Source organism: Kitasatospora sp. NPDC048194 (assembly GCF_043202455.1).
Classification (GTDB): Bacteria; Actinomycetota; Actinomycetes; order Streptomycetales; family Streptomycetaceae; genus Kitasatospora.
Genome location: NZ_JBIDAK010000026.1, coordinates 64,277 through 83,605, shown reverse-complemented (window position 1 = coordinate 83,605; position 19,329 = coordinate 64,277). Strand labels below are relative to the sequence as shown.

19 protein-coding genes and 1 riboswitch are annotated in these 19,329 nt (G+C 73.3%); of the genes, 7 read left to right on the top strand and 12 right to left on the bottom strand.

The features are described from left to right. Positions 1-265 precede the first annotated feature (265 nt). The gene (locus tag ACGF07_RS26795; protein WP_392902742.1) at positions 266-2,290 is read left to right on the top strand and encodes a HelD family protein; all 2,025 of its coding nucleotides are present in this window, start codon (positions 266-268) and stop codon (positions 2,288-2,290) included. A 112-nt stretch (positions 2,291-2,402) separates the two neighbouring features. Here the strand turns inward: ACGF07_RS26795 and ACGF07_RS26790 are convergent, their stop codons facing one another. From ACGF07_RS26790 to ACGF07_RS26780, 3 genes are all read right to left on the bottom strand, one after another. Continuing rightward, positions 2,403-3,089 (bottom strand): copper homeostasis protein CutC, encoded by a 687-nt coding sequence (locus tag ACGF07_RS26790; RefSeq protein WP_392902719.1) that lies wholly within the window; start codon positions 3,087-3,089, stop codon positions 2,403-2,405. Between the two features lie 61 nt (positions 3,090-3,150). Next, positions 3,151-4,083 (bottom strand): hypothetical protein, encoded by a 933-nt coding sequence (locus ACGF07_RS26785; protein WP_392902717.1) that lies wholly within the window; start codon positions 4,081-4,083, stop codon positions 3,151-3,153. Continuing rightward, entirely contained in the window at positions 4,080-4,439 is a 360-nt protein-coding gene (locus tag ACGF07_RS26780; protein ID WP_350744280.1) for a PadR family transcriptional regulator, read from the bottom strand. The genes ACGF07_RS26785 and ACGF07_RS26780 overlap by 4 nt, the downstream gene beginning before the upstream one ends. A gap of 55 nt (positions 4,440-4,494) precedes the next feature. On the opposite strand from ACGF07_RS26780, the gene ACGF07_RS26775 reads away from it, so the two are divergent. Next, positions 4,495-5,172, top strand: a complete 678-nt coding sequence (locus tag ACGF07_RS26775) for a hypothetical protein (protein ID WP_392902714.1) — start codon at positions 4,495-4,497, stop codon at positions 5,170-5,172. Here ACGF07_RS26775 and ACGF07_RS26770 read toward each other — a convergent pair. From ACGF07_RS26770 to thrC, 5 genes are all read right to left on the bottom strand, one after another. Continuing rightward, positions 5,169-5,525: a hypothetical protein gene (locus ACGF07_RS26770; protein ID WP_350744282.1), complete on the bottom strand. Its 357-nt coding sequence runs from the start codon at positions 5,523-5,525 to the stop codon at positions 5,169-5,171. The two genes, ACGF07_RS26775 and ACGF07_RS26770, sit on opposite strands and share 4 nt — an antisense overlap. Positions 5,526-5,636: 111 nt before the next feature. Further along, the gene (gene groL, locus ACGF07_RS26765) at positions 5,637-7,259 is read right to left on the bottom strand and encodes a chaperonin GroEL (RefSeq protein WP_350744283.1); all 1,623 of its coding nucleotides are present in this window, start codon (positions 7,257-7,259) and stop codon (positions 5,637-5,639) included. A gap of 323 nt (positions 7,260-7,582) precedes the next feature. After that, entirely contained in the window at positions 7,583-7,783 is a 201-nt protein-coding gene (locus tag ACGF07_RS26760; RefSeq protein ID WP_153461112.1) for a cold-shock protein, read from the bottom strand. Positions 7,784-8,330: 547 nt separating this feature from the next. Continuing rightward, a complete protein-coding gene (locus ACGF07_RS26755) occupies positions 8,331-8,609 on the bottom strand; it encodes a ubiquitin-like small modifier protein 1 (protein ID WP_350744284.1) in 279 nt (92 codons plus the stop codon). A 26-nt stretch (positions 8,610-8,635) separates the two neighbouring features. Then, the gene (gene thrC, locus ACGF07_RS26750; RefSeq protein WP_392902712.1) at positions 8,636-9,943 is read right to left on the bottom strand and encodes a threonine synthase; all 1,308 of its coding nucleotides are present in this window, start codon (positions 9,941-9,943) and stop codon (positions 8,636-8,638) included. Between the two features lie 17 nt (positions 9,944-9,960). Next, positions 9,961-10,096, bottom strand: a riboswitch (SAM riboswitch). Positions 10,097-10,239: 143 nt separating this feature from the next. Here thrC and ACGF07_RS26745 point away from each other — a divergent pair. Together ACGF07_RS26745 and ACGF07_RS26740 are read left to right on the top strand one after the other, a co-directional pair. Further along, positions 10,240-11,262, top strand: a complete 1,023-nt coding sequence (locus ACGF07_RS26745) for a glucosyl-3-phosphoglycerate synthase (protein WP_392902710.1) — start codon at positions 10,240-10,242, stop codon at positions 11,260-11,262. A gap of 38 nt (positions 11,263-11,300) precedes the next feature. Continuing rightward, positions 11,301-12,794, top strand: coding sequence for a trehalose-6-phosphate synthase (locus ACGF07_RS26740; protein WP_350744287.1), 1,494 nt, complete (start codon positions 11,301-11,303; stop codon positions 12,792-12,794). Here ACGF07_RS26740 and otsB read toward each other — a convergent pair. Further along, positions 12,781-13,605: a trehalose-phosphatase gene (gene otsB, locus ACGF07_RS26735; RefSeq protein WP_392902740.1), complete on the bottom strand. Its 825-nt coding sequence runs from the start codon at positions 13,603-13,605 to the stop codon at positions 12,781-12,783. The two genes, ACGF07_RS26740 and otsB, sit on opposite strands and share 14 nt — an antisense overlap. A 115-nt stretch (positions 13,606-13,720) precedes the next feature. Next, positions 13,721-13,948 carry a DUF3263 domain-containing protein gene (locus ACGF07_RS26730; protein ID WP_350749959.1) on the bottom strand — a complete coding sequence of 76 codons (228 nt, stop codon included), beginning with the start codon at positions 13,946-13,948 and terminating at the stop codon, positions 13,721-13,723. A 102-nt stretch (positions 13,949-14,050) separates the two neighbouring features. Between ACGF07_RS26730 and ACGF07_RS26725 the strand changes: the two genes are divergently transcribed. Beyond that, positions 14,051-14,398 (top strand): cupin domain-containing protein, encoded by a 348-nt coding sequence (locus ACGF07_RS26725; RefSeq protein WP_392902707.1) that lies wholly within the window; start codon positions 14,051-14,053, stop codon positions 14,396-14,398. Between the two features lie 93 nt (positions 14,399-14,491). Here ACGF07_RS26725 and ACGF07_RS26720 read toward each other — a convergent pair whose 3' ends face one another. Further along, positions 14,492-15,775, bottom strand: a complete 1,284-nt coding sequence (locus ACGF07_RS26720; RefSeq protein WP_392902705.1) for an extracellular solute-binding protein — start codon at positions 15,773-15,775, stop codon at positions 14,492-14,494. Between the two features lie 345 nt (positions 15,776-16,120). On the opposite strand from ACGF07_RS26720, the gene ACGF07_RS26715 reads away from it, so the two are divergent. Beyond that, complete coding sequence (locus ACGF07_RS26715; RefSeq protein ID WP_392902703.1) at positions 16,121-17,068, top strand: ROK family protein; 948 nt, start codon at positions 16,121-16,123, stop codon at positions 17,066-17,068. Beyond that, positions 17,065-18,282 carry an N-acetylglucosamine-6-phosphate deacetylase gene (gene nagA / locus ACGF07_RS26710; protein WP_392902701.1) on the top strand — a complete coding sequence of 406 codons (1,218 nt, stop codon included), beginning with the start codon at positions 17,065-17,067 and terminating at the stop codon, positions 18,280-18,282. Before ACGF07_RS26715 ends, nagA begins: the two co-directional genes overlap by 4 nt. Before the next feature lie 64 nt (positions 18,283-18,346). Here the strand turns inward: nagA and ACGF07_RS26705 are convergent, their stop codons facing one another. After that, on the bottom strand, positions 18,347-19,327 hold the full coding sequence (locus tag ACGF07_RS26705; RefSeq protein WP_350737414.1) for a hypothetical protein: 981 nt from the start codon (positions 19,325-19,327) through the stop codon (positions 18,347-18,349). Positions 19,328-19,329: the final 2 nt, after the last annotated feature.

Below are 19,329 nucleotides of genomic sequence, written 5' to 3'. Positions count from 1 at the left end.
CGGGGCTGGAACCCCGAGACCGACGGGTCTAAGATCGTCCGCCTGCCCCCTCCCGAACCGTGGTACCTGGCGGTGTTCCGCAGGCAGCCGGGGGAGGCGCCGACCGCACGGCAACCGGTCGGCCGTACCCACCGTGAGCTCCATCGATCCGCTGCGCCCGCGTCCGGGGCAGCCGGGAAGGTTCGCTGTGCCCGCCACCCCCACCACCGACCCCCTCCAGCGCGAACGCGACCACCTGGCCGCGTCCCGCGCCGCACTGCGCGCGATGCGCGAGGACGTCCAGTCACTGGACCTGCGCGACGTGACCGGCACCTGGGTGTCCGCCGTCGTGCTCCAGAACCAGATCGAGGCCAGGATCGCCGCCCTGGCCGACCTCGCCGACACCCCGCTGTTCTTCGGCCGCCTCGACTACCTCCACCCGATCGGCGAGGAACTGAGCGGAACGGGAGGTGCCGCGCGAAGCGCGCCGAGGAAGGGTGGCGGTGGGCGACGGGCGGGAGGAGGGGAGAGCTTCTACATCGGCCGCCGCCACGTCCACGACGCCGACGGCGACCCGATGGTGATCGACTGGCGCGCACCCGTCTCCCAGCCGTTCTACCGGGCCAGCCGCACCGACCCGATGGACGTCGAGCGCCGCCGCCGCTTCGGCTACACCGGCGGCGAACTCACCGCCTACGAGGACGAGCACCTCACCGACCCGGCCGAGACGGACACCGCCTCCGCGCTGCTCGCCGCCGAGATCGAGAAGCCCCGCGTCGGCCCGATGCGCGACATCGTCGCCACCATCCAGCCCGAGCAGGACGAGATCGTCCGCGCCGACGTCACGGGCACCATCTGCGTCCAGGGGGCGCCCGGCACCGGCAAGACGGCCGTCGGCCTGCACCGCGTCGCCTACCTGCTGTACGCGCACCGCGAGCGCCTGGCCCGCACCGGCACCCTGGTGATCGGCCCGAACAACGCCTTCCTCTCCTACATCGAGCAGGTGCTCCCGGCCCTCGGCGAGCTGGACGTCGCCCAGGCCACCGTGCAGCAGCTGGTCGCCCACGTCGAGGTCCGGGGCGAGGACTCCCCGGAGGCGGCCCGGCTGAAGGGCGACGCCCGGATGGCCGAGGTGCTGCGCCGGGCTGTGCGCGCGGGGATCACCCTGCCGACCGAGCCCTGCGTGGTGGTCCGGGGCTCCCGCCGCTGGCGCGTCCCCGCGTACGAACTGGTCGAGATCATCGAGGAGTTGAAGGGCCGCGAGATCCGCTACGGCGCCGCCCGGGACGCCCTGCCGCAGCGCATCGCGCACGCCGTGCTGCTGAAGATGGAGCAGTCCGGGGAGGCCCCGGACGACCGGGTGCAGGACGCGGTGGCCCGCAACAGCGCCGTCAAGGCCGTGGTCAAGGAGTGCTGGCCGGCCGTCGACCCGGCCAAACTGGTGCTGCGGTTGCTCTCCGAGCCGGAGTTCCTCGCCGAGTGCGCCGAGGGCGTGCTCACCCCCGAGGAGCAGCGGGCCGTGCTGTGGCCCAAGCCCGGCCGCTCGGTGAGAACCGCCCGCTGGACGCCGGCCGACGCCGTCCTGGTGGACGAGGCGGCGGACCTGGTGCAGCGCACGCCCTCGCTCGGGCACGTGGTGCTGGACGAGGCCCAGGACCTCTCCCCGATGCAGTACCGCGCCGTCGGCCGCCGCTGCAGCACCGGCTCGGCGACCGTCCTCGGCGACCTCGCCCAGGGCACCACGCCCTGGGCGACGGCGAGTTGGCCGGAGGCGCTGCGCCACCTGGGCAAGCCGGACGCGCACGTCGAGGAGCTGACCAAGGGCTTCCGGGTGCCCGAGGAGGTCATCGCCTACGCGTCCCGGCTGCTCCCGGCGATCGCCCCGGGCCTGGCCCCGGCCGGCTCGGTCCGCCAGGCGCCCGGCTCCCTGGCGGTCCGGCGGGTCGACGGGCCGGAGGCGGTGGAGGCGGTCGTCGCGGCCTGCCGGGAGGCGCTGAAGAACGAGGGCTCGACCGGCCTGATCGCCGCCGACGCGAGGATCCCGCTGCTCGCCCGGGCGTTGGCGGACGCCGGGCTGGCGCACCTGACGCCCGGCACCGAGACCAGCGCCGACTCCCGGCTGACCCTCGTCCCGGCGTCGCTGGCCAAGGGTCTGGAGTACGACTACGTGGTGCTGGACGAGCCGGCCGCGGTGGTCGCCGGCGAGCCGGACGAGCGGACCGGCCTGCGCCGGCTGTACGTGGCGCTGACCCGTGCCGTCTCCGGGCTCACGGTGCTGCACACCGAGCCGCTGCCCGAGCAGCTCCGCTGAACCGCGCCCGAGGAGGGCGAAGGGGCCGCGCCCGCGGAGGGCGAAAGGGCCGCGCCCGCGGAGCACGACGGGGCCGGTCCCGCGCACGGGGCCGGCCCCGTCCGACGCGCACTCAGGCGTCGATCAGCGCCCGCCACTCGGCGACCTTGGCCGCGTCCACCGGCGTCCGCCAGCCGTCGACCCGGACCGCGCCGCCGACGTGGAAGGCGTCGAAGCCCTCCGCCCGCAGCCCCGGCACGTGCTCGGCCCGCAGGCCGCCGCCGATCAGGATCCGCTGGGTGTACCCGGGCTCGCCCGCGCGGGCCAGCTCGGCGGCCAGCACCTCGCGGCCGGCGTCGACGCCGGCGGCCGCGCCGGAGGTGAGGAAGGTGTCCAGCCCGGGCAGGGCGCCGACGGCGGCGCGCAGGGCGGCCCGGTCGGCACTGTGGTCGATCGCCCGGTGGAAGGTCCAGCGGCAGCCGGCGATCGCCCCGGCGACGGCCGCGGTGGCGGCCAGGTCGACCGCGCCGTCGGCGTCGAGGAAGCCGAGGACGAACTCCTCGGCCCCCTCGGCCCGCAGGGCGGCGGCCCGGGCGCACAGCTCGTCCAGGTCGCCCGGGGCGAAGCCGTCCCGGATCCGCAGCATGACGCGCAGCGGCAGGGCGACGGCGGAACGGATCCGGCCGAAGTCCTCGACGGACGGGGTGAGGCCGTCGGCGGCCATGTCGGTGACCAGTTCGAGCCGGTCGGCGCCGCCCGACTCGGCAGCCGTGGCGTCCTGGGGCGTCAGCGCGATGACTTCGAAAATTGGTCTAGACATATCGCACAGCCTGCCACATCCGACCGCCCCCGGCGAGACCGCCACCCCGCCGAGCCCCGCCTCAGGCGGCCTGCCGCCCACGCGGCCCGGCCATCCCCTTCGGGCGGCCCAGCAGCGCCAGCGCGACCGCCGCCGCCACCGTCAGCACCGCCATCGGCAGCAGCCGCCAGGCGCCGCCCTCCTGCTGCCACAGCGCCTGAAGGTTGACGCACACCGCCCACGGCAGCGCCACCAGCCCCGGCACGGCCACCAGGTACCAGCCGCGCACCGCCGACAGCGCCATCACCAGGGACACCGCGATCATCAGCGCACGCCACTGCGGGTCCAGCTGGTGGAAGCTGGTGTAGACGTTGTCCGTGAGCGCCGCGACCGGGGTGATCACCGCCGCGGCCAGCGCCAGGCCCCGCTCCCGCCAGGTCGGCACCGGCAGGGCGTCCTTCGGCGCGGCCAGCAGCAGCAGCGCCCAGAGCACGAACGGCCCGCTCCACTCGAAGACGGCGAGGAAGATCCAGAGCGGCTGGACGACCTGCGACTCGCTCACCGCCTGCACCAGGTCCGCCACCGCCGCCAGCGCCGCCACCACGGCCAGCAGCTTCGCCGCCGTCCACCGCCCCAGCATCGCCACGACGGCGGACAGCGCCGCAGCGCCGCACATCACCCAGTAGGGCAGGGAGTACAGCAGCGAAGCGCGCGACAGACCGAGGGTCAGGCAGGTCAGCAGCGCATGGCCCGCCGCCAGCCCTCCGGCGGCCCCGACCACCAGCGGGGCGGCCAGCGCCGCCAGCCGGCCGCCCCCGGAGGAGGAGGTCAGCCCGGTCCGCATCCGCAGCCCGTAGGCGCCCAGGTCGAACAGCTCCCGGACCTTGGCCACCGGTCCGGCCCCCGCCGTGGTGTCGGCGAAGACGTCGGCCAGCTCCTCGCCCCGCTCGCGCCGGTAGCGGACGGGGTAGAGCGCCAGTGCGGTCCGGACGGCGACGGTCCCGTTCATGCTCATGCGAAGGCCCCCCTGACCCTCGGAGTGACGGCGGTGACCGAGACGGACAGCCGCCGCTCGGCCTCGGTGGCCACGGCCCGCAGCCGCTCCGCCTCGGCGGCCAGCGCGCCCCGACCGGTATCGGTCAGCGCGTAGGTGCGACGGGCGCGGCCGTCCACGACCTCCTCGGCGGCGACCTCGATCAGGCCCTGGCCGAGCAGCCGGTCGAGCGCCCCGTAGAGCGTGCCGGTGCGCATCTTGACCCGGCCGTCCGAGATCGCGGAGATCTCCTGGATGAGCGCGTAGCCGTGCCTCGGGGCGTCGGCCAGCGCGGTGAGCAGAAGCAGCGTGGGCTCCTGCATGGAGCGTTCTGTCATGCGTCTACATATATCGCCGACCGGCACATCCCGTCCACCGGAACCAGCCGACACAATGGGCCGCATGCCCACCGCGACCGAGGACCTGCTCACCGCCTGGACCGCCCTGCTGCACCGCTGCGGCGCCGCCGACGACCCCGAACCGTACGGCCGCGAGCTGCTGCGCCGCTGGTCGGAGCCGCAGCGGCGCTACCACACCCCCGAGCACCTGCGCGCCGTCCTGCGGCACGTCGACGAGCTCGCCGGGCACGCCGCCGACCCGGACACCGTCCGGCTCGCCGCGTGGTTCCACGACGCCGTCTACCGGCCGGACCGCACCGAGAACGAGGAGCGCAGCGCCGCCCTGGCCGTCCGCGCGCTGACCGCCGTCGGCCTGCCCCCCGAGCGGGTCGCCGAGGTCGAGCGGCTCGTCCTGCTCACCGTCACCCACGACCCCGCCCCGGGCGACCGCGACGGCGAGGTGCTCTGCGACGCGGACCTCGCCGTCCTCGGCGGCTCCCCCGAGGCGTACGCGGCGTACGCGGCCGCCGTCCGCCAGGAGTACGGCTTCGTCCCGGAGCCGGACTTCCGCGCCGGCCGGGCCGCCGTCCTGCGCGCGCTCCTGGCGCTCCCGGCGCTCTACCGCACCCCCGCCGCCGCCGAACGCCTCACCGCGGCCGCCCGCGCCAACCTCACCGCCGAGCTGGCGGACCTCGGCGGCGGCCGGGCCGGTCCGGGGCCGGTCCGGCCCTAAACGAGCTCCCCCACCGGCGCCACCACCACGCCCCGCTTGCCGCACACCCAGTGCGGCTCCGGCCCCAGCTCCGGCTCCACGCCCAGCGCGTGCGGGTCCCCGTCGGCCGCGCAGTCGGCGCACAGCGGCCACCGCCCGTAGGCCTCCAGCAGGGCGTCCTGGACGTCCTGGGCGATCAGCCCGAGGACGTACTCGGTGCCGTCCGGCCACTGCTCCAGCCACCAGCGGCGGTGGGTGACGGCGTCCTCCACCAGCGAGACGACGGCGGCGTCCGCCACGTCCCGCGCGGTGAGGTCGGCCAGGATCAGTGCCCGCGCGTTGTGCAGGGCGGTCTCGATGTCGTCGGAAGCCATCCGTCCATCCTCTCCCGCCGGCGCCCGAACGCGGAAACGCCGCGTGGGCGGCCCCCTGAGGGAGCCGCCCACGCGGACGGGAGTCAACCGATCCGATCGGAGCGATCAGGATCAGAAGTCCATGTCACCGCCCGGCATGCCGCCGCCGGCGGCCGCAGCGGCCTTCTCCGGCTTGTCGGCGATGACGGCCTCGGTGGTGAGGAACAGCGCCGCGATGGAGGCGGCGTTCTGCAGCGCGGAGCGGGTGACCTTGGCCGGGTCGATGATGCCCTCGGCGACCAGGTCGACGTACTCGTTGGTGGCGGCGTTCAGGCCGTGACCGGCGGGGAGGTTGCGCACCTTCTCCACCACGACGCCGCCCTCGAGGCCGGCGTTGGTCGCGATCTGCTTGATCGGGGCCTCCAGCGCGACCTTGACGATGTTGGCACCGGTGGCCTCGTCGCCCTCCAGCTCCAGCTTCTCGAAGGCGACACCGGCCTGCAGCAGGGCGACGCCACCACCGGCGACGATGCCCTCCTCGACGGCGGCCTTCGCGTTGCGGACGGCGTCCTCGATGCGGTGCTTGCGCTCCTTGAGCTCCACCTCGGTGGCCGCGCCGGCCTTGATGACGGCCACGCCGCCGGCCAGCTTGGCGAGGCGCTCCTGGAGCTTCTCGCGGTCGTAGTCCGAGTCGCTGTTCTCGATCTCGGCGCGGATCTGGTTCACGCGACCGGCGACCTGCTCGCTGTCGCCGCCACCGTCGACGATGGTCGTCTCGTCCTTCGTGATGACCACCTTGCGGGCGGTGCCCAGCAGGTCGAGACCGGCGTTCTCCAGCTTGAGGCCGACCTCCTCGGAGATCACGGTGCCGCCGGTGAGGATGGCGATGTCGCCGAGCATGGCCTTGCGGCGGTCGCCGAAGCCCGGGGCCTTGACCGCGACGGACTTGAAGGTGCCGCGGATCTTGTTCACGACCAGGGTCGACAGGGCCTCGCCCTCGACGTCCTCGGCGATGATGACGAGCGGCTTGCCGCTCTGCATGACCTTCTCCAGCAGCGGGAGCAGGTCCTTGACCGAACCGATCTTGGAGTTGGCGATGAGGATGTACGGGTCCTCGAAGGTCGCCTCCATGCGCTCCAGGTCGGTGGCGAAGTAGGCGGAGATGTAGCCCTTGTCGAAGCGCATGCCCTCGGTGAGCTCGAGCTCCAGGCCGAAGGTGTTGCTCTCCTCGACGGTGATGACGCCTTCCTTGCCGACCTTGTCCATGGCCTCGGCGATCAGCTCGCCGATCTGGGTGTCGGCGGCGGAGATGGAGGCGGTGGAGGCGATCTGCTCCTTGGTCTCCACGTCCTTGGCCTGGGCCAGCAGCTGGTCCGAGACGGCGGCGACGGCCTTCTCGATGCCGCGCTTCAGAGCCATCGGGTTGGCGCCGGCGGCGACGTTGCGCAGACCCTCGCGAACCAGGGCCTGGGCGAGCACGGTGGCGGTGGTGGTGCCGTCACCCGCGACGTCGTCCGTCTTCTTGGCGACCTCCTTGACGAGCTCCGCACCGATCTTCTCGTACGGGTCCTCGAGCTCGATCTCCTTGGCGATGGAGACACCGTCGTTGGTGATCGTGGGGGCGCCCCACTTCTTCTCCAGAACGACGTTGCGACCCTTGGGGCCGAGCGTGACCTTCACTGCGTCGGCGAGCTGGTTCATGCCACGCTCAAGGCCGCGGCGAGCTTCCTCATCAAAGGCGATGATCTTGGCCATCTGAAGTGGTCCTCCGGGACACGGTCGACTGCTCGGACCAAGGGGTGCCCGCGACGGACGGCCCTGGTGTGCGGGGGTCCATTCCCCTACCGCTCCCGGGGGCCTCACCGACCCGGTCCGCTGTCACTCTCACGCTGTGAGTGCTAACGCCAATGATTAGCACTCCAGGTGGTCGAGTGCAAGCCCAATCGGCGACCCGCGAGCCGCCGCGGGAGCCGCCGGGAAACGCGAACGGGCCCGTACGACGCACGTCGTACGGGCCCGCCGAGAAGCGAGGGTTCCACCAGCAGTGGGCCGCGCCGAGCTCCTGGAGCGGAAGGGGGTCAGACCGCGCGGACCATGTCCGCCTGCGGGCCCTTCTGTCCCTGGGAGATCTCGAACTCGACCCGCTGGCCCTCCTCGAGGGTGCGGTAGCCGTCCATCTGGATCGCGCTGTAGTGGACGAAGACGTCCGCACCACCGTCGACCGCGATGAAGCCGTAGCCCTTCTCCGCGTTGAACCACTTGACGGTGCCCTGAGCCATTCCGAACTCCCCTAGTGCTGTGCTGGCCCTTCACGCGCCCGCAGGTCGCGGGCCCGGGTCTGGTTGGAGGCCGGCCCGGGGAACCCCCCCTGGGCGCAGCCGTGCACGCCGCAATCCCCGCGCGGAACGCCGAACGGCTTCCGGTGAGCGGGCGATTGCGTCGACCGCGGCTGAATGTATCCGGATCGACGCCCTCTGCAACAGGGCCAGCCGCCGGGAATTCACGGGACCCGTCAAGAGACAAGGCCGAACAAACCGGGAGGAAGTCGGCATTTCACGCCGGACATAGCGGACGAATTACCCAAATCCGTGCAGGAATTCTGACATCTGCCTGACATGTTTCACGGCCGGGGGCACGAGCCGGTCTCAACGTCCGGACGGCCTCGGGCCGAGCGGCGTGCGAGCCGAAAGGGGAGCCTTGTTCCCAGCCGAGCCACACTCTACTCCCACCCGACCCGGAATATTCCCGCCGAAATACCGACGGCCGCCCGCACCGACGGAGAGCCGAATTCCGTGGTGCGGGCGGCCGGGGAAGCGGACGCGGGGCTCAGCAGCCGCCGGCCACCGCCGGAATGATCGAGATGCCGGCGCCGTCCTTGATCTCGGTCTCCAGGCCGTCCGCGAAGCGGACGTCGTCGTCGTTCACGTACACGTTGACGAATCGGCGCAGCTTTCCGGTGTCGTCCAGGATGCGGGCGGAGATGCCCGCGTGGTTCTTCTCCAGGTCCGCGATGACCTCGGCCAGGGTGGCCCCCTCGGCGGTCACCTCGGCCGCGCCGCCGGTGTAGGTGCGCAGGATGGTGGGGATGCGGACGTTGGCGCTCATGGCTCTCCTAGCGGGGTGGGGTCGGGTCAGGCGGACGCGAGACCGGCGGAGCGGAAGGACTCCAGCGTCGGGCGGATCACGGCGGTCATCCCGGCGTCGGAGACGGCGTCCAGCGTCTTCAGGCCGTCGCCGGTGTTGATCGCGACGGTCTCCTTGGCCGGGTCCAGCTGACCGGTCTCGACCAGCTTCTTCAGCACGCCGACGGTCACCCCGCCCGCGGTCTCGGCGAAGATGCCCTCGGTCCTGGCCAGCAGCCGGATCGCCGCCACGACCTCCGCGTCGGTGACGTCCTCGACCGCGCCGCCGGTGCGGCGGGCGATGTCCAGCACGTACGGGCCGTCCGCCGGGTTGCCGATCGCCAGCGACTTGGCGATGGTGTCCGGCTTCACCGGCTTGATCACGTCCCGGCCCGCCTTGAACGCGGCGGACACCGGCGAGCAGCCCTCGGCCTGGGCCCCGAAGATCCGGTACGGCCGGTCCTCCACCAGGCCGAGCCTGATCAGCTCCTGCAGCCCCTTGTCGATCTTCGTCAGCTGCGAACCGGAGGCGATCGGGATGACGATCTGCTCCGGCAGCCGCCAGCCGAGCTGCTCGCAGATCTCGTACGCCAGCGTCTTGGAACCCTCGCCGTAGTACGGGCGCAGGTTGACGTTCACGAAGCCCCAGCCCTCGCCGGCCGGGTCCCCGATCAGCTCGGAGCAGAAGCGGTTCACGTCGTCGTAGGTGCCCTCGATGCCGACCAGCTCGCCGCCGTACACCCCGGCCATCACGACCTTGCCCTGCTCCAGGTCGTGCGGGATGAACACGCAGGAGCGGAACCCGGCCCGGGCCGCCGCCGCGCCCACCGCGCCGGCCAGGTTGCCGGTCGAGGAGCAGGACAGCGTGGTGTAGCCGAACGCCCGCGCCGCCTCGATGGCGCAGGCCACCACCCGGTCCTTGAACGAGTGGGTGGGGTTCCCGGAGTCGTCCTTGACGTGCAGCGGCGCGGTGAACCCGAGCTCCCGCCCCAGGTTGTCCGCCTTCACCAGCGGGGTCCACCCCGGGTTCAGGTTCGGCTTGGAGGCCACGTCGGCCGGCACCGGCAGCAGCGGCGCGTACCGCCAGATCGACGCCGGACCGGCCTCGATCCGCTTGCGCAGCTCCTCGGCGCGCTCGTCGCCGAACTCGTAGGCGATCTCCAGCGGCCCGAAGCACTCCGCGCAGGCGAAGCTCGGACCGAGCGGGGACCGGGCGCCGCACTCCCGACAGGACAGGGCGGCGGCGGGGCCGAGGTCGACGGTGGGGGATCCCGCCGGCCGGGCGCCGGGGGAGGGTGCGACGGTGTCGATAGCCATGATGGCGGAGGCCTCTCTCCTCATCTTCCCCGTGACGCGGTCGCGCCACAGGCCGGAATTGGCACCTGTCCCGCCGGGGCCTGTGAACGACAGCCGAGCGAGAAGGTTGCCGGGACGTCAACGGGCCGTTCCCTCAGTCCCTCTGGATGAGCTTGTGAAGTTGTGGTTCAGCGGCGACCCCGGCGTGCGGAGGTCCGGCAGCTGTACGAAGACTGTATCCGAAGGCGTCGATCCCGAACGGGACCGTCCGCCACGCGAGATGGCCCGTCCAAACCGCCCCCTCGAGGAGACCGACCGTGCCCGCCGAACCGACCCCCGCACTCCTCCCGCAGGCGGCGTCCTGGCTGCGCCGCCGCTCGTGGAGCGCGGCCGACCGGCCGGTGCACACCCTGCTGGAGGCCAAGCGGCGCACCGGGCAGACCGTCAGCGTGGTCCTGCCCGCCCTCGACGAGGAGGCCACCGTCGGCGACATCGTCCGCACCGTCCGCCGCGAACTGATGGACCGCCTCCCCCTGGTCGACGAACTGGTCGTCCTCGACTCCGGCTCCACCGACGCCACCGCCGCCACCGCCGCCGCGGCCGGCGCCCGGGTGGAACACCGGGACGCCATCCTGCCCCGGCTGCCCGCCGTCCCCGGCAAGGGCGAGGTGCTCTGGCGCTCGCTGCTGGTCACCCACGGCGACATCGTCTGCTTCGTCGACGCCGACCTGCGCGAGTTCGACCCGGCCCTGGTCTACGGCACCGTCGGGCCCCTGCTGACCGACGGGAACATCCAGCTGGTCAAGGCGATGTACGACCGCCCCTTCGAGGTCACCGGCGCGGCCGCGGGCGACCCCGACGCGGTCGTCCCGACCGGCGGCGGGCGGGTCACCGAACTCGTCGCCCGCCCCCTGCTCAACCTCCACTGGCCGGAACTCGCCGGTTTCGTCCAGCCGCTCGGCGGCGAGTACGCGGCCCGCCGGTCGCTGCTGGAACGGCTCCCCTTCCCCACCGGCTACGGCGTCGAACTCGGCCTCCTCGTCGACGCCCTGGAACTGGCCGGGCTGGACGCCCTGGCCCAGGTCGACGTCGGCGTCCGCCACCACCGCCACCAGGACGGCCAGGCCCTCGGCCGGATGGCCGCCACCATCTACCGCACCGCCCTGGAACGCCTCGACCGCACCCACCGCCTCAAGGCCTCGGCCGACCTGGTCCACCCCCACCTCACCCAGTTCACCCGCGACCCGGAGACCCGCGCCTTCATCGCGCACACCCACCCCGTCACCGCCCTCGAGCGCCCCCCGATGCACACCATCACCGAATACGCCACCCGCCACTGAGGGGTTTGCCACCCCGGACCCCCGGCAACATCCCAACCATGGGCGATCTCACGACCGAACGTTCGAGTGCCACCGGCACCGCTCCCGTCCTGGTGGCATCCAACCGGGGGCCGGTGTCGTTCAGTACCGCCGACGACGGCACCCTGACGCTGCGCCGGGGCGGCGGGGGCCTGGTCTCCGGCCTGTCCGCGATCGACGACCCCGACGCCGTCTGGGTCTGCGCGGCCCTCAACGACGCCGACCGCCGAGCCGCGGCCGGCGCCCCCGACGGCCGTCTCGACCGCGCCGGCCACGACGTCGGCGGCCAGGCCGTACGGATGCTGGACATAGACCCGCAGACCTTCGCCCACGCCTACAACGGCATCGCCAACTCCACGCTCTGGTTCGTCCACCACCTGCTGTACGCGACCCCGACCGCGCCCTCCTTCGACACCGACTTCCGCACCGAGTGGGCCGCCTACCAGGCCTACAACACCGCCTTCGCCGAGGCCCTGGCCGCCGAGGCCGCCCCGGGCGCCGCGGTCCTCGTCCAGGACTACCACCTCTCGCTCGTCCCGGGCCTGCTCCGCGAGCTCCGCCCCGACCTGCGGATCGGCCACTTCTCCCACACCCCGTGGGCCCCGCCGGAGTACTACCGGCTGCTGCCCGACGACGTCGCCCGCGCCGTCCTCACCGGCATCCTCGGCGCCGACCGGGCCGGCTTCCTCACCGAGCGCTGGGCGCGCGCCTTCGCCGCCTGCTGCGAGGACCTCCTCGGCGCCACCGTCGACCCCGGGGCGCTCACCGTCACCCTCCCCCAGCCTTCGGCCGGGGGGACCCCCAGCGGCCGCACCACCCGCCTGGGCGTGCACGCCCTCGGCGCCGACGCCGACTTCCTCCGCGAGCGCTCCCACCGCCCCGACGTGGACGAGCGCCTCGCCGCCCTGCGCGCCGCCGTCGGCGACCGCCGCACCATCGTCCGGGTCGACCGCACCGAACTCAGCAAGAACATCGTCCGCGGCCTCCAGGCCTACCGGCACCTGCTGCGCACCCGCCCCGAGTGGCACGACCGGGTGGTGCACATCGCCTTCGCGTACCCCTCCCGCACCGACCTCGCCGAGTACCGCAGCTACACGGCCGCCGTCCAGGAACTCGCCGAGGCCATCAACGCCGAGTTCGCCACCCCCACCTGGCAGCCGCTGATGCTGCACGTCGACGACGACTTCCCGCGCTCCCTCGCCGCCTACCGGCTGGCCGACGTCGCGCTGGTCAACCCCATCCGCGACGGCATGAACCTGGTCGCCAAGGAGGTCCCGGTCGTCTCCGACAACGGCTGCGCCCTGGTGCTGTCCCGCGAGGCCGGCGCCCACGCCGAACTCCGGGAGGACGCCCTCGTCGTCAACCCGTACGACGTGGTCGCCACCGCGGAGGCCCTGCACGCCGGCCTCACCATGAGCCCGGACGAGCGCGCCGACCGCACCAAGCGCCTCGCCGCGGCGGCCACCGCGCTCCCCCCGCAGCAGTGGTTCCTGGACCAGCTCAACGCCCTCTGAGCGACTCCCCCAGAGCCGCCAGCAGCTCCACCACACCCTCGGGGCCGTCGACCACCACGTCCGCCCGGTCGGCGAGCTCGCGCACCGGAGCGTCCCCCACCGCTCCGGCGCACACCAGCAGCCCCGCCGTCCCCTGCCCGCGCAGCTTCTCGACCGCCGAGAAGGCCGCCACGTCCCCCAGGTCGTCGCCCGCGTACAGCACCGCCCGCGCCCCGCGTTCCTGGAGGAACGCGGTCAGCGCGGCACCCTTGTCGACCCCCGGCGGCCGCAGCTCCAACACCAGCCGCCCGGGCTCCACCACCAGCCCGTACTCGGCGGCCAACTCCCCGACCGGCGCGCGCAGCAGCTCCAGCGCCTCCTCCGGCGCCGCCGTGCGCCGGGTGTGCACGGCCACCGAGCGCCCCTTGTCCTCCACCCAGGTCCCCTCGGGCGCCCCCACCCGCTCCAAGGTCCCGGGCAGCGCCGCCCGCACCCCCGCGACCCCGGGATGCACCTCCGGCGCCGTCACCAGGCCGTCCTCCCACCGCTCGGCGCCGTAGTGCCCCAGCACCACCAGGCCCGGCACCGCGTCGAACCCCCCGTACTCCGCCGCCACCCCGGCCGGCCGACCCGTCACCACCACGAGGCCCCCCACCACGGGCGCCAGCCCCCGCAGCGCCCCCACCACCCCGGGATGCGCCCTGGCCCGCGCGGGATCCGCCACGATCGGCGCCAAGGTCCCGTCGAAGTCCAACGCGACCACCGCCTCCAGCGGCGTCCCCAGAATCACCCGCAGCCCGTCCCGCCCGGCCTCGGTCGCCGGCACAACCATCTCTTCAAGACCCATACCGACCCCCATACCCGCTACCCCCCACCACAAGCCGCAGGCGCGCGGGCCGGAGCCCGCGCGCCCGGGAAGAGCACCCCGCCGGCACCCCTGCCGGTGGTCAACGAGCCGCCCGGCGGGCCTCCCTCACCCGCCGCAAGCGGTTCACCAGCACCGGAGCAGCCGCCAACGCCTCCTCCCGGTCCAGCAGCCCGTTCAGCACCTGGTAGTAGCGCGTGGGCGAGATCCCCAGCTCCTCCCGGATCGCCCGCTCCTTGGCCCCCGCCGTCCGCCACTGCCGCCCCTCCAGCGCCAGCACCGCCCGCTCCCGCCCGGTCAGCTCACCCACCGAGAACACCTCCGTCCGTCACTACGGAGTGTCATTCTCGCGCCGAACACCGACACACTCTGCGGGACGCACGCACCCCCACCGCGCGGCTACCGTCGACCCATGATCAGCTTCGCCCTGCACATCCCCACCGCCGAGCTCACCCCCGAGCCCCTGGACCCGTCCCAGATCGTCTCCGGCACCCCGGAGGTCACCGGGAAGGTCCTCGCCGAGTCCCCCGACGGCCGCCAGCTGCGCGGCATCTGGCAGATCACCCCGGGCGTGGTCACCGACGTCGAGGCCGACGAGATGTTCGTGGTGCTCAGCGGCCGGGCCACCATCGAGATCGAGGGCGGCCCGACCCTCACCGTCGGCCCCGGCGACTGCGCGGTCCTGCGCGAGGGCGACCGCACCACCTGGACCGTCCACGAGACCCTCCGCAAGGCCTACGCGATCACGCTCCCCCACTGATCGCGGGCCACCCCCGACCGACGCGCCCCGCCACCGACCGGGCCCCCCGGATCGGGGCCGCGACGCCACCGACCGGAAGCCGGCGCCCGGGTCCTACTGCTTGCGGACCCGGGCCGCCTCCTTCACCGCCGCGTCCTGCAGCCCGCCGAGCACCTGCTTCGGATCCCCCGTCACCGCCTGCCCGATCCCCGCCTTGATCCGGTTGCTGACCTCGCCCCAGGCCGGGTCCCCGAACGGGTAGAAGCTCGCGTTGGCCAGCCCGACCGCGAACTGCTTGAGGTCCTCGTGCTTCGGGTCCGACGACATCTGGGTGAAGGCGTCCTGGGTCACCGGCAGCAGGTTGTACTGCTCGTCGAACTTCAGCTGGTTGTCCCGCGAGTAGACGAAGGACAGGAACTTCTTGATCTCGTTCTTGTGCCCGTTGGCCTTGAACGCCATCATCCAGTCCGCGACCCCGAGGCTCCCGGTCCGGCCGACGCCGTCCTTCTTCGGGATGGGCGCCGTACCGAAGTCGATCTTCCCGGCGGACGCCATCCGCAGCAGCGTCGGGTGCCCGTTCAGCATCGCGACCTTGCCCGCCGCGAAGTCCTGGAACACCGGCGTGCGGTTCATCCGGCCCGGGTCCGGGTACGTCAGCCCGGTGCTCACCAGGTTGTTCTTCAGCCAGTTGAAGGTGGCCTGGTTCTGGTCGCTGTCGATGGTGTAGTTGCCGACGTCGTCGGAGATGCTCCCGCCGCCGCTCAGCGTCCACAGCATCGACTCGGCCGGCGCCTCCTCCGGCCCCAGCGGAAGCCCGTACGGGGTCACCCCCGGCACCTTGGCCTTGATCTTCTCGGCCGCGGCCCGCAGCTCGCTCCAGGTCGTCGGCGGCTGGGTGACCCCGGCCTGCTTGAAGATCGCCTTGTTGTAGAACAGCACCCGCGACGAGGACACGAACGGGATGCCGTACTGGGTCCCGAGCACCTGCCCGGCGTGGGCGAAGTTGTCCATGAACTTCGCCTGAGTGTCCATCGAGAGCACGTCCGCGGCCGGGTACAGCCGGCCGGCCGCGACCTGGTCGGCGAACCCGCCGCTCTGCAGCAGGTCGGGGGACTTCCCGGCCGCGATCATGTCGTCGACCTTCTTGCCGATGTCCGTCCAGCTGTCGACCTCGACCTGGACCTTGATGCCCGGGTTGGCGGCCTCGAAGGCCTTGGAGACGTCGTCCCAGTAGTGCTTGGAGCTGGTCTCGGCGTTCTCCCCGTAGTCCGCGGCCACCAGCTTGAGCGTGACCGGCCCGCCGCCCTGTCCGCTGCACGCGCTCACCGCGGTGAGCACCAGCGCTCCGGCCATCGCACTGCCGAGCACACGGGTGGAAACGTGGACGCGCCTGTTCAACGCGGGTACCGCCTTCAGGGGATCAACTGCGGCCGGATGAGGGAATCCGGCAGGGGGGAGGCGCCACACTGCCAAACCCGCGGTCCACTGGTCCACACCATTCGGCCCCACCCGCCGAGTAGTTACCGAAGTGCCCCGTTCCGTTGCACGATGCGCAACACGATGCGCAACACCGACGACCGGACGCCCCGTTCCGGCCCGTGAGCCCTCGCCCTCGCCCTCGCCCTCGCCCTCGCCCTCGCCCGAACCGGACCCCCGCCCGAGACCAAGCTCACCCAGTATGGACCAGACCAATCCGGCAACTGGACTAGACCTCTTCGACCGAGCCAAGGGAAACTGTCCCCCGTGAAGCACGTCATCGCACTCGATGTAGGCGGCACCGGCATGAAGGCCGCGCTGCTCGCCCAGGACGGCTCCGTGCTGTTCGAAGCACGCCGACCGACCGGGCGGGAGCGCGGTACCGAGGCCGTCGTCGCCGCCATCCTCGACTTCGCCGCCGATCTGGCGGACGAAGGCCGCAGCCGCTTCGGCGCCGCCCCGCTCGCGGCCGGCGTCGCCGTCCCCGGCACGATCGACGAGGAGAACGGCATCGCGGTCTTCTCCGCCAACCTCGGCTGGCGCGACCTCCCGCTGCGCCGGCTGCTCGGCGAGCGCCTGGCCGCCCCCGGCGGCCCCGCGGTGCCGGTGGCCCTCGGCCACGACGTGCGTTCCGGCGGCCTGGCCGAGGGCCGGCTCGGGGCCGGCCGCGGCGTGGACCGCTTCCTGTTCGTCGCCCTGGGCACCGGCATCGCCGGAGCCATCGGCATCGACGGCCGGATCGAGGCCGGCGCCCACGGCTACGGCGGCGAGATCGGCCACGTGGTCGTCCGCCCGGACGGGCCGCCGTGCGGCTGCGGCGCCCGCGGCTGCCTGGAGACGCTGGCCTCCGCCTCCGCCGTCTCCCGCGCCTGGGCCGAGGTCAGCGGCGACCCCGCCGCCGACGCGGCGTCCTGCGCCGCCGCGGTGGACGCCGGGGACGAGCGCGCGCTCGCCGTCTGGCAGCGCGCCGTCGACGCCCTGGCCGACGGCATCGTGCTCGCCCAGAGCCTGCTCGACCCGTCCACGGTGATCGTCGGCGGGGGGCTGGCCGAGGCCGGCGACACCCTGCTGACCCCGTTGCGCACCGCGGTCACCGGGCGCCTGACCTTCCAGATGCCCCCGAAGGTCGTTCCCGCCATGCTCAAAGACACCGCCGCGTCCCTGGGCGCGGGCCTGCTCGCCTGGGATCTGCTCTCCATGGAGGTGACCGCGTGACCACCGCGGACCGTGACCGTACCGCCCTGGCCGGCGCCCGGATCGTCCTGCCCGGCGGCGTCGTCGAGGGCGGCCGCCTCACCGTCGAGGGCGAGCGCATCGCCTCCGTCACGGGCGGCACCGACGGCACCGGCAGCACCGAGAGCGCGGCCGAGCCCGGGGACCTCGACCTGACCGGCTGCACCGTCGTGCCCGGCTTCGTCGACCTGCACGTCCACGGCGGCGGCGGAGCCTCCTACGCCTCCGGCATCGCCGAGGAGGCCCTGCTCGCCGCCCGCACCCACCTCGCCCACGGCACCACCACCACCGTCGCCTCCACCGTCACCGGCGAGATCGACGAACTCGCCCGCCAGGCCCACGTCCTGTCCGAACTCGTGGAGGACGGCATCCTGGCCGGCATCCACTTCGAGGGCCCCTTCATCTCCCACCACCGCTGCGGCGCCCACCGCCCCGACCTGCTGCGCGACCCCGACCCCGCCCTCGTGCGCAAACTCGTCGACGCCGCCCGCGGCCACGCCGCCATGGTCACCCTCGCCCCCGAACTCCCCGGCGGCCTCGACTCCGTGCGCATGCTCACCGACCTCGGCGTCATCGCCGCCGTCGGCCACACCGACGCCGACTACACCGCCACCCTCGAAGCCATCGACGCCGGCGCCACCGTCGCCACCCACCTGTTCAACGCCATGCCCGCCATCGCCCACCGCGCCCCCGGACCGATCGTCGCCCTCCTGCAGGACGAACGGGTCACCGTCGAACTGATCAACGACGGCGTGCACCTGCACCCCTCCGTCCTCGACCTCGCCTACCGCACCGCCGGCCCCTCCCGGGTCGCCCTGATCACCGACGCCATGGGCGCCGCCGGCATGGGCGACGGCCTCTACCCCCTCGGCCCCCTCCAGGTCGAGGTCAACAACGGCGTCGCCCGGCTCGTCGAGGGCGGCTCGATCGCCGGCTCCACCCTCACCCTGGACATCGCCTTCAAACGCGCCGTCACCGTCAACAACCTGACCCTCGGTCAGGCCGTCGAGTCGCTCTCCACCACCCCGGCCCGACTGCTCGGCCTCACCGACTCGATCGGCTCCCTGGAGACCGGCAAGCTCGCCGACCTCGTCGTGCTCGACTCCACCAGCTACGACCTGGTCGCCGTCATGCGCCGCGGTCGGTGGGTCCGCGGCGGCGACCGCTTCACCACCACCACCACCGAATCCGCCTGAGAAGACGACGACGGCCGCCCTCCCCCGCAGGGGACGGGCGGCCGCGTCGCGTCGCGCACCGGGCTCAGCTGCTCGGGTCCACCGTGATCTGGTCGATCAGGATCGGCCCCGAGGGCACGGTGAGGGTGACGGAGTTCGACCCCGCCTGGAACTGCGGCAGTATCCAGGTGGTGTACCAGGACGTGGCCGGGTCCTTGCCCGGCGAGTAGTTCCGGAAGGTCAGCCCGCTCGGCCAGTCCTTGCCGTTCACCGCCGCCGCGCCCTTCACGTCCGCGCCGGCGTTGTTGTAGTGCACCGTCAGCTTGTACGTCCCGGCCGCCGGGACGTCGCCCGTCCATGTCACCGAGCCGCCCTGCTGGAGCGTCAGGTAGCTGCCGTCGGCGGACTTGGCGCCCTTGACGGTGTTGCCGGAGGGCGCGTTCTGCGCCTGCAACTGGCCCGCGTCCACGGTGGACGGGCCGGTGGAGGCACTCGCCGAGGGCGAGGACGTGCCGGTGGTGGCGGTGCTCGCCGGGGTGCTGGGGGCCGGCGGGGCGGAGGTCGTGGTGCCGCCCTTGGCGGTCTTGTCGCCGTCCGGGTCGCCCGTGGAGAGCGCGATCCCCGCCCCGATGGCGATCGCCGCGACCACGGCGACCGCGCCGATCACCGCGCCCTTGCTCCGGCCGCTGCTCGGGCGCTCCTCACCCGGCTGCGGCCGGGAGTGCTCGGCGTAACGGGCCTGCGGTGCCTGCTGGGTGTGCTGGCCGTGCTGCGGCGGCACGCCCGGCCGGCCGTACGGGCCGCCCTGCGGGGGCATCCCGGGCTGGCCGTACGGGGGCTGCTGCTGGGCCATCGGCGGCGCCGCCTGCTGGTAGGGCTGGCCGTACTGCGCACGCCCGACCTCCATCGGCCGGTTGTACGACGTCCGGGGGACCCCTTGCTGCGGCTCGGCCGGCTGGCCGGTGGAGCCGTCGGCCGGGCGGTAGAGGTAGCCGAACGGGTCGTCGTCCTGCGGGGCACCGCCCCCCTGGCCCTCGGACACTCCGTTGTCGCCGGCGGTCGTCACGG

Excerpts from the sequence above, each read along its gene's own strand:
- ACGF07_RS26785 (WP_392902717.1), bottom strand. The coding sequence starts at position 4,083 with ATGAGCATGAACGGGACCGTCGCCGTCCGGACCGCACTGGCGCTCTAC.
- ACGF07_RS26725 (WP_392902707.1), top strand. The coding sequence starts at position 14,051 with ATGATCAGCTTCGCCCTGCACATCCCCACCGCCGAGCTCACCCCCGAG.
- thrC (WP_392902712.1), bottom strand. The coding sequence starts at position 9,943 with ATGGCTATCGACACCGTCGCACCCTCCCCCGGCGCCCGGCCGGCGGGA.
- ACGF07_RS26755 (WP_350744284.1), bottom strand. The coding sequence starts at position 8,609 with ATGAGCGCCAACGTCCGCATCCCCACCATCCTGCGCACCTACACCGGC.
- ACGF07_RS26770 (WP_350744282.1), bottom strand. The coding sequence starts at position 5,525 with ATGGCTTCCGACGACATCGAGACCGCCCTGCACAACGCGCGGGCACTG.
- ACGF07_RS26780 (WP_350744280.1), bottom strand. The coding sequence starts at position 4,439 with ATGACAGAACGCTCCATGCAGGAGCCCACGCTGCTTCTGCTCACCGCG.
- ACGF07_RS26790 (WP_392902719.1), bottom strand. The coding sequence starts at position 3,089 with ATGTCTAGACCAATTTTCGAAGTCATCGCGCTGACGCCCCAGGACGCC.
- ACGF07_RS26775 (WP_392902714.1), top strand. The coding sequence starts at position 4,495 with ATGGGCCGCATGCCCACCGCGACCGAGGACCTGCTCACCGCCTGGACC.
- ACGF07_RS26795 (WP_392902742.1), top strand. The coding sequence starts at position 266 with ATGCGCGAGGACGTCCAGTCACTGGACCTGCGCGACGTGACCGGCACC.
- ACGF07_RS26760 (WP_153461112.1), bottom strand. The coding sequence starts at position 7,783 with ATGGCTCAGGGCACCGTCAAGTGGTTCAACGCGGAGAAGGGCTACGGC.
- groL (WP_350744283.1), bottom strand. The coding sequence starts at position 7,259 with ATGGCCAAGATCATCGCCTTTGATGAGGAAGCTCGCCGCGGCCTTGAG.
- ACGF07_RS26740 (WP_350744287.1), top strand. The coding sequence starts at position 11,301 with ATGGGCGATCTCACGACCGAACGTTCGAGTGCCACCGGCACCGCTCCC.
- otsB (WP_392902740.1), bottom strand. The coding sequence starts at position 13,605 with ATGGTTGTGCCGGCGACCGAGGCCGGGCGGGACGGGCTGCGGGTGATT.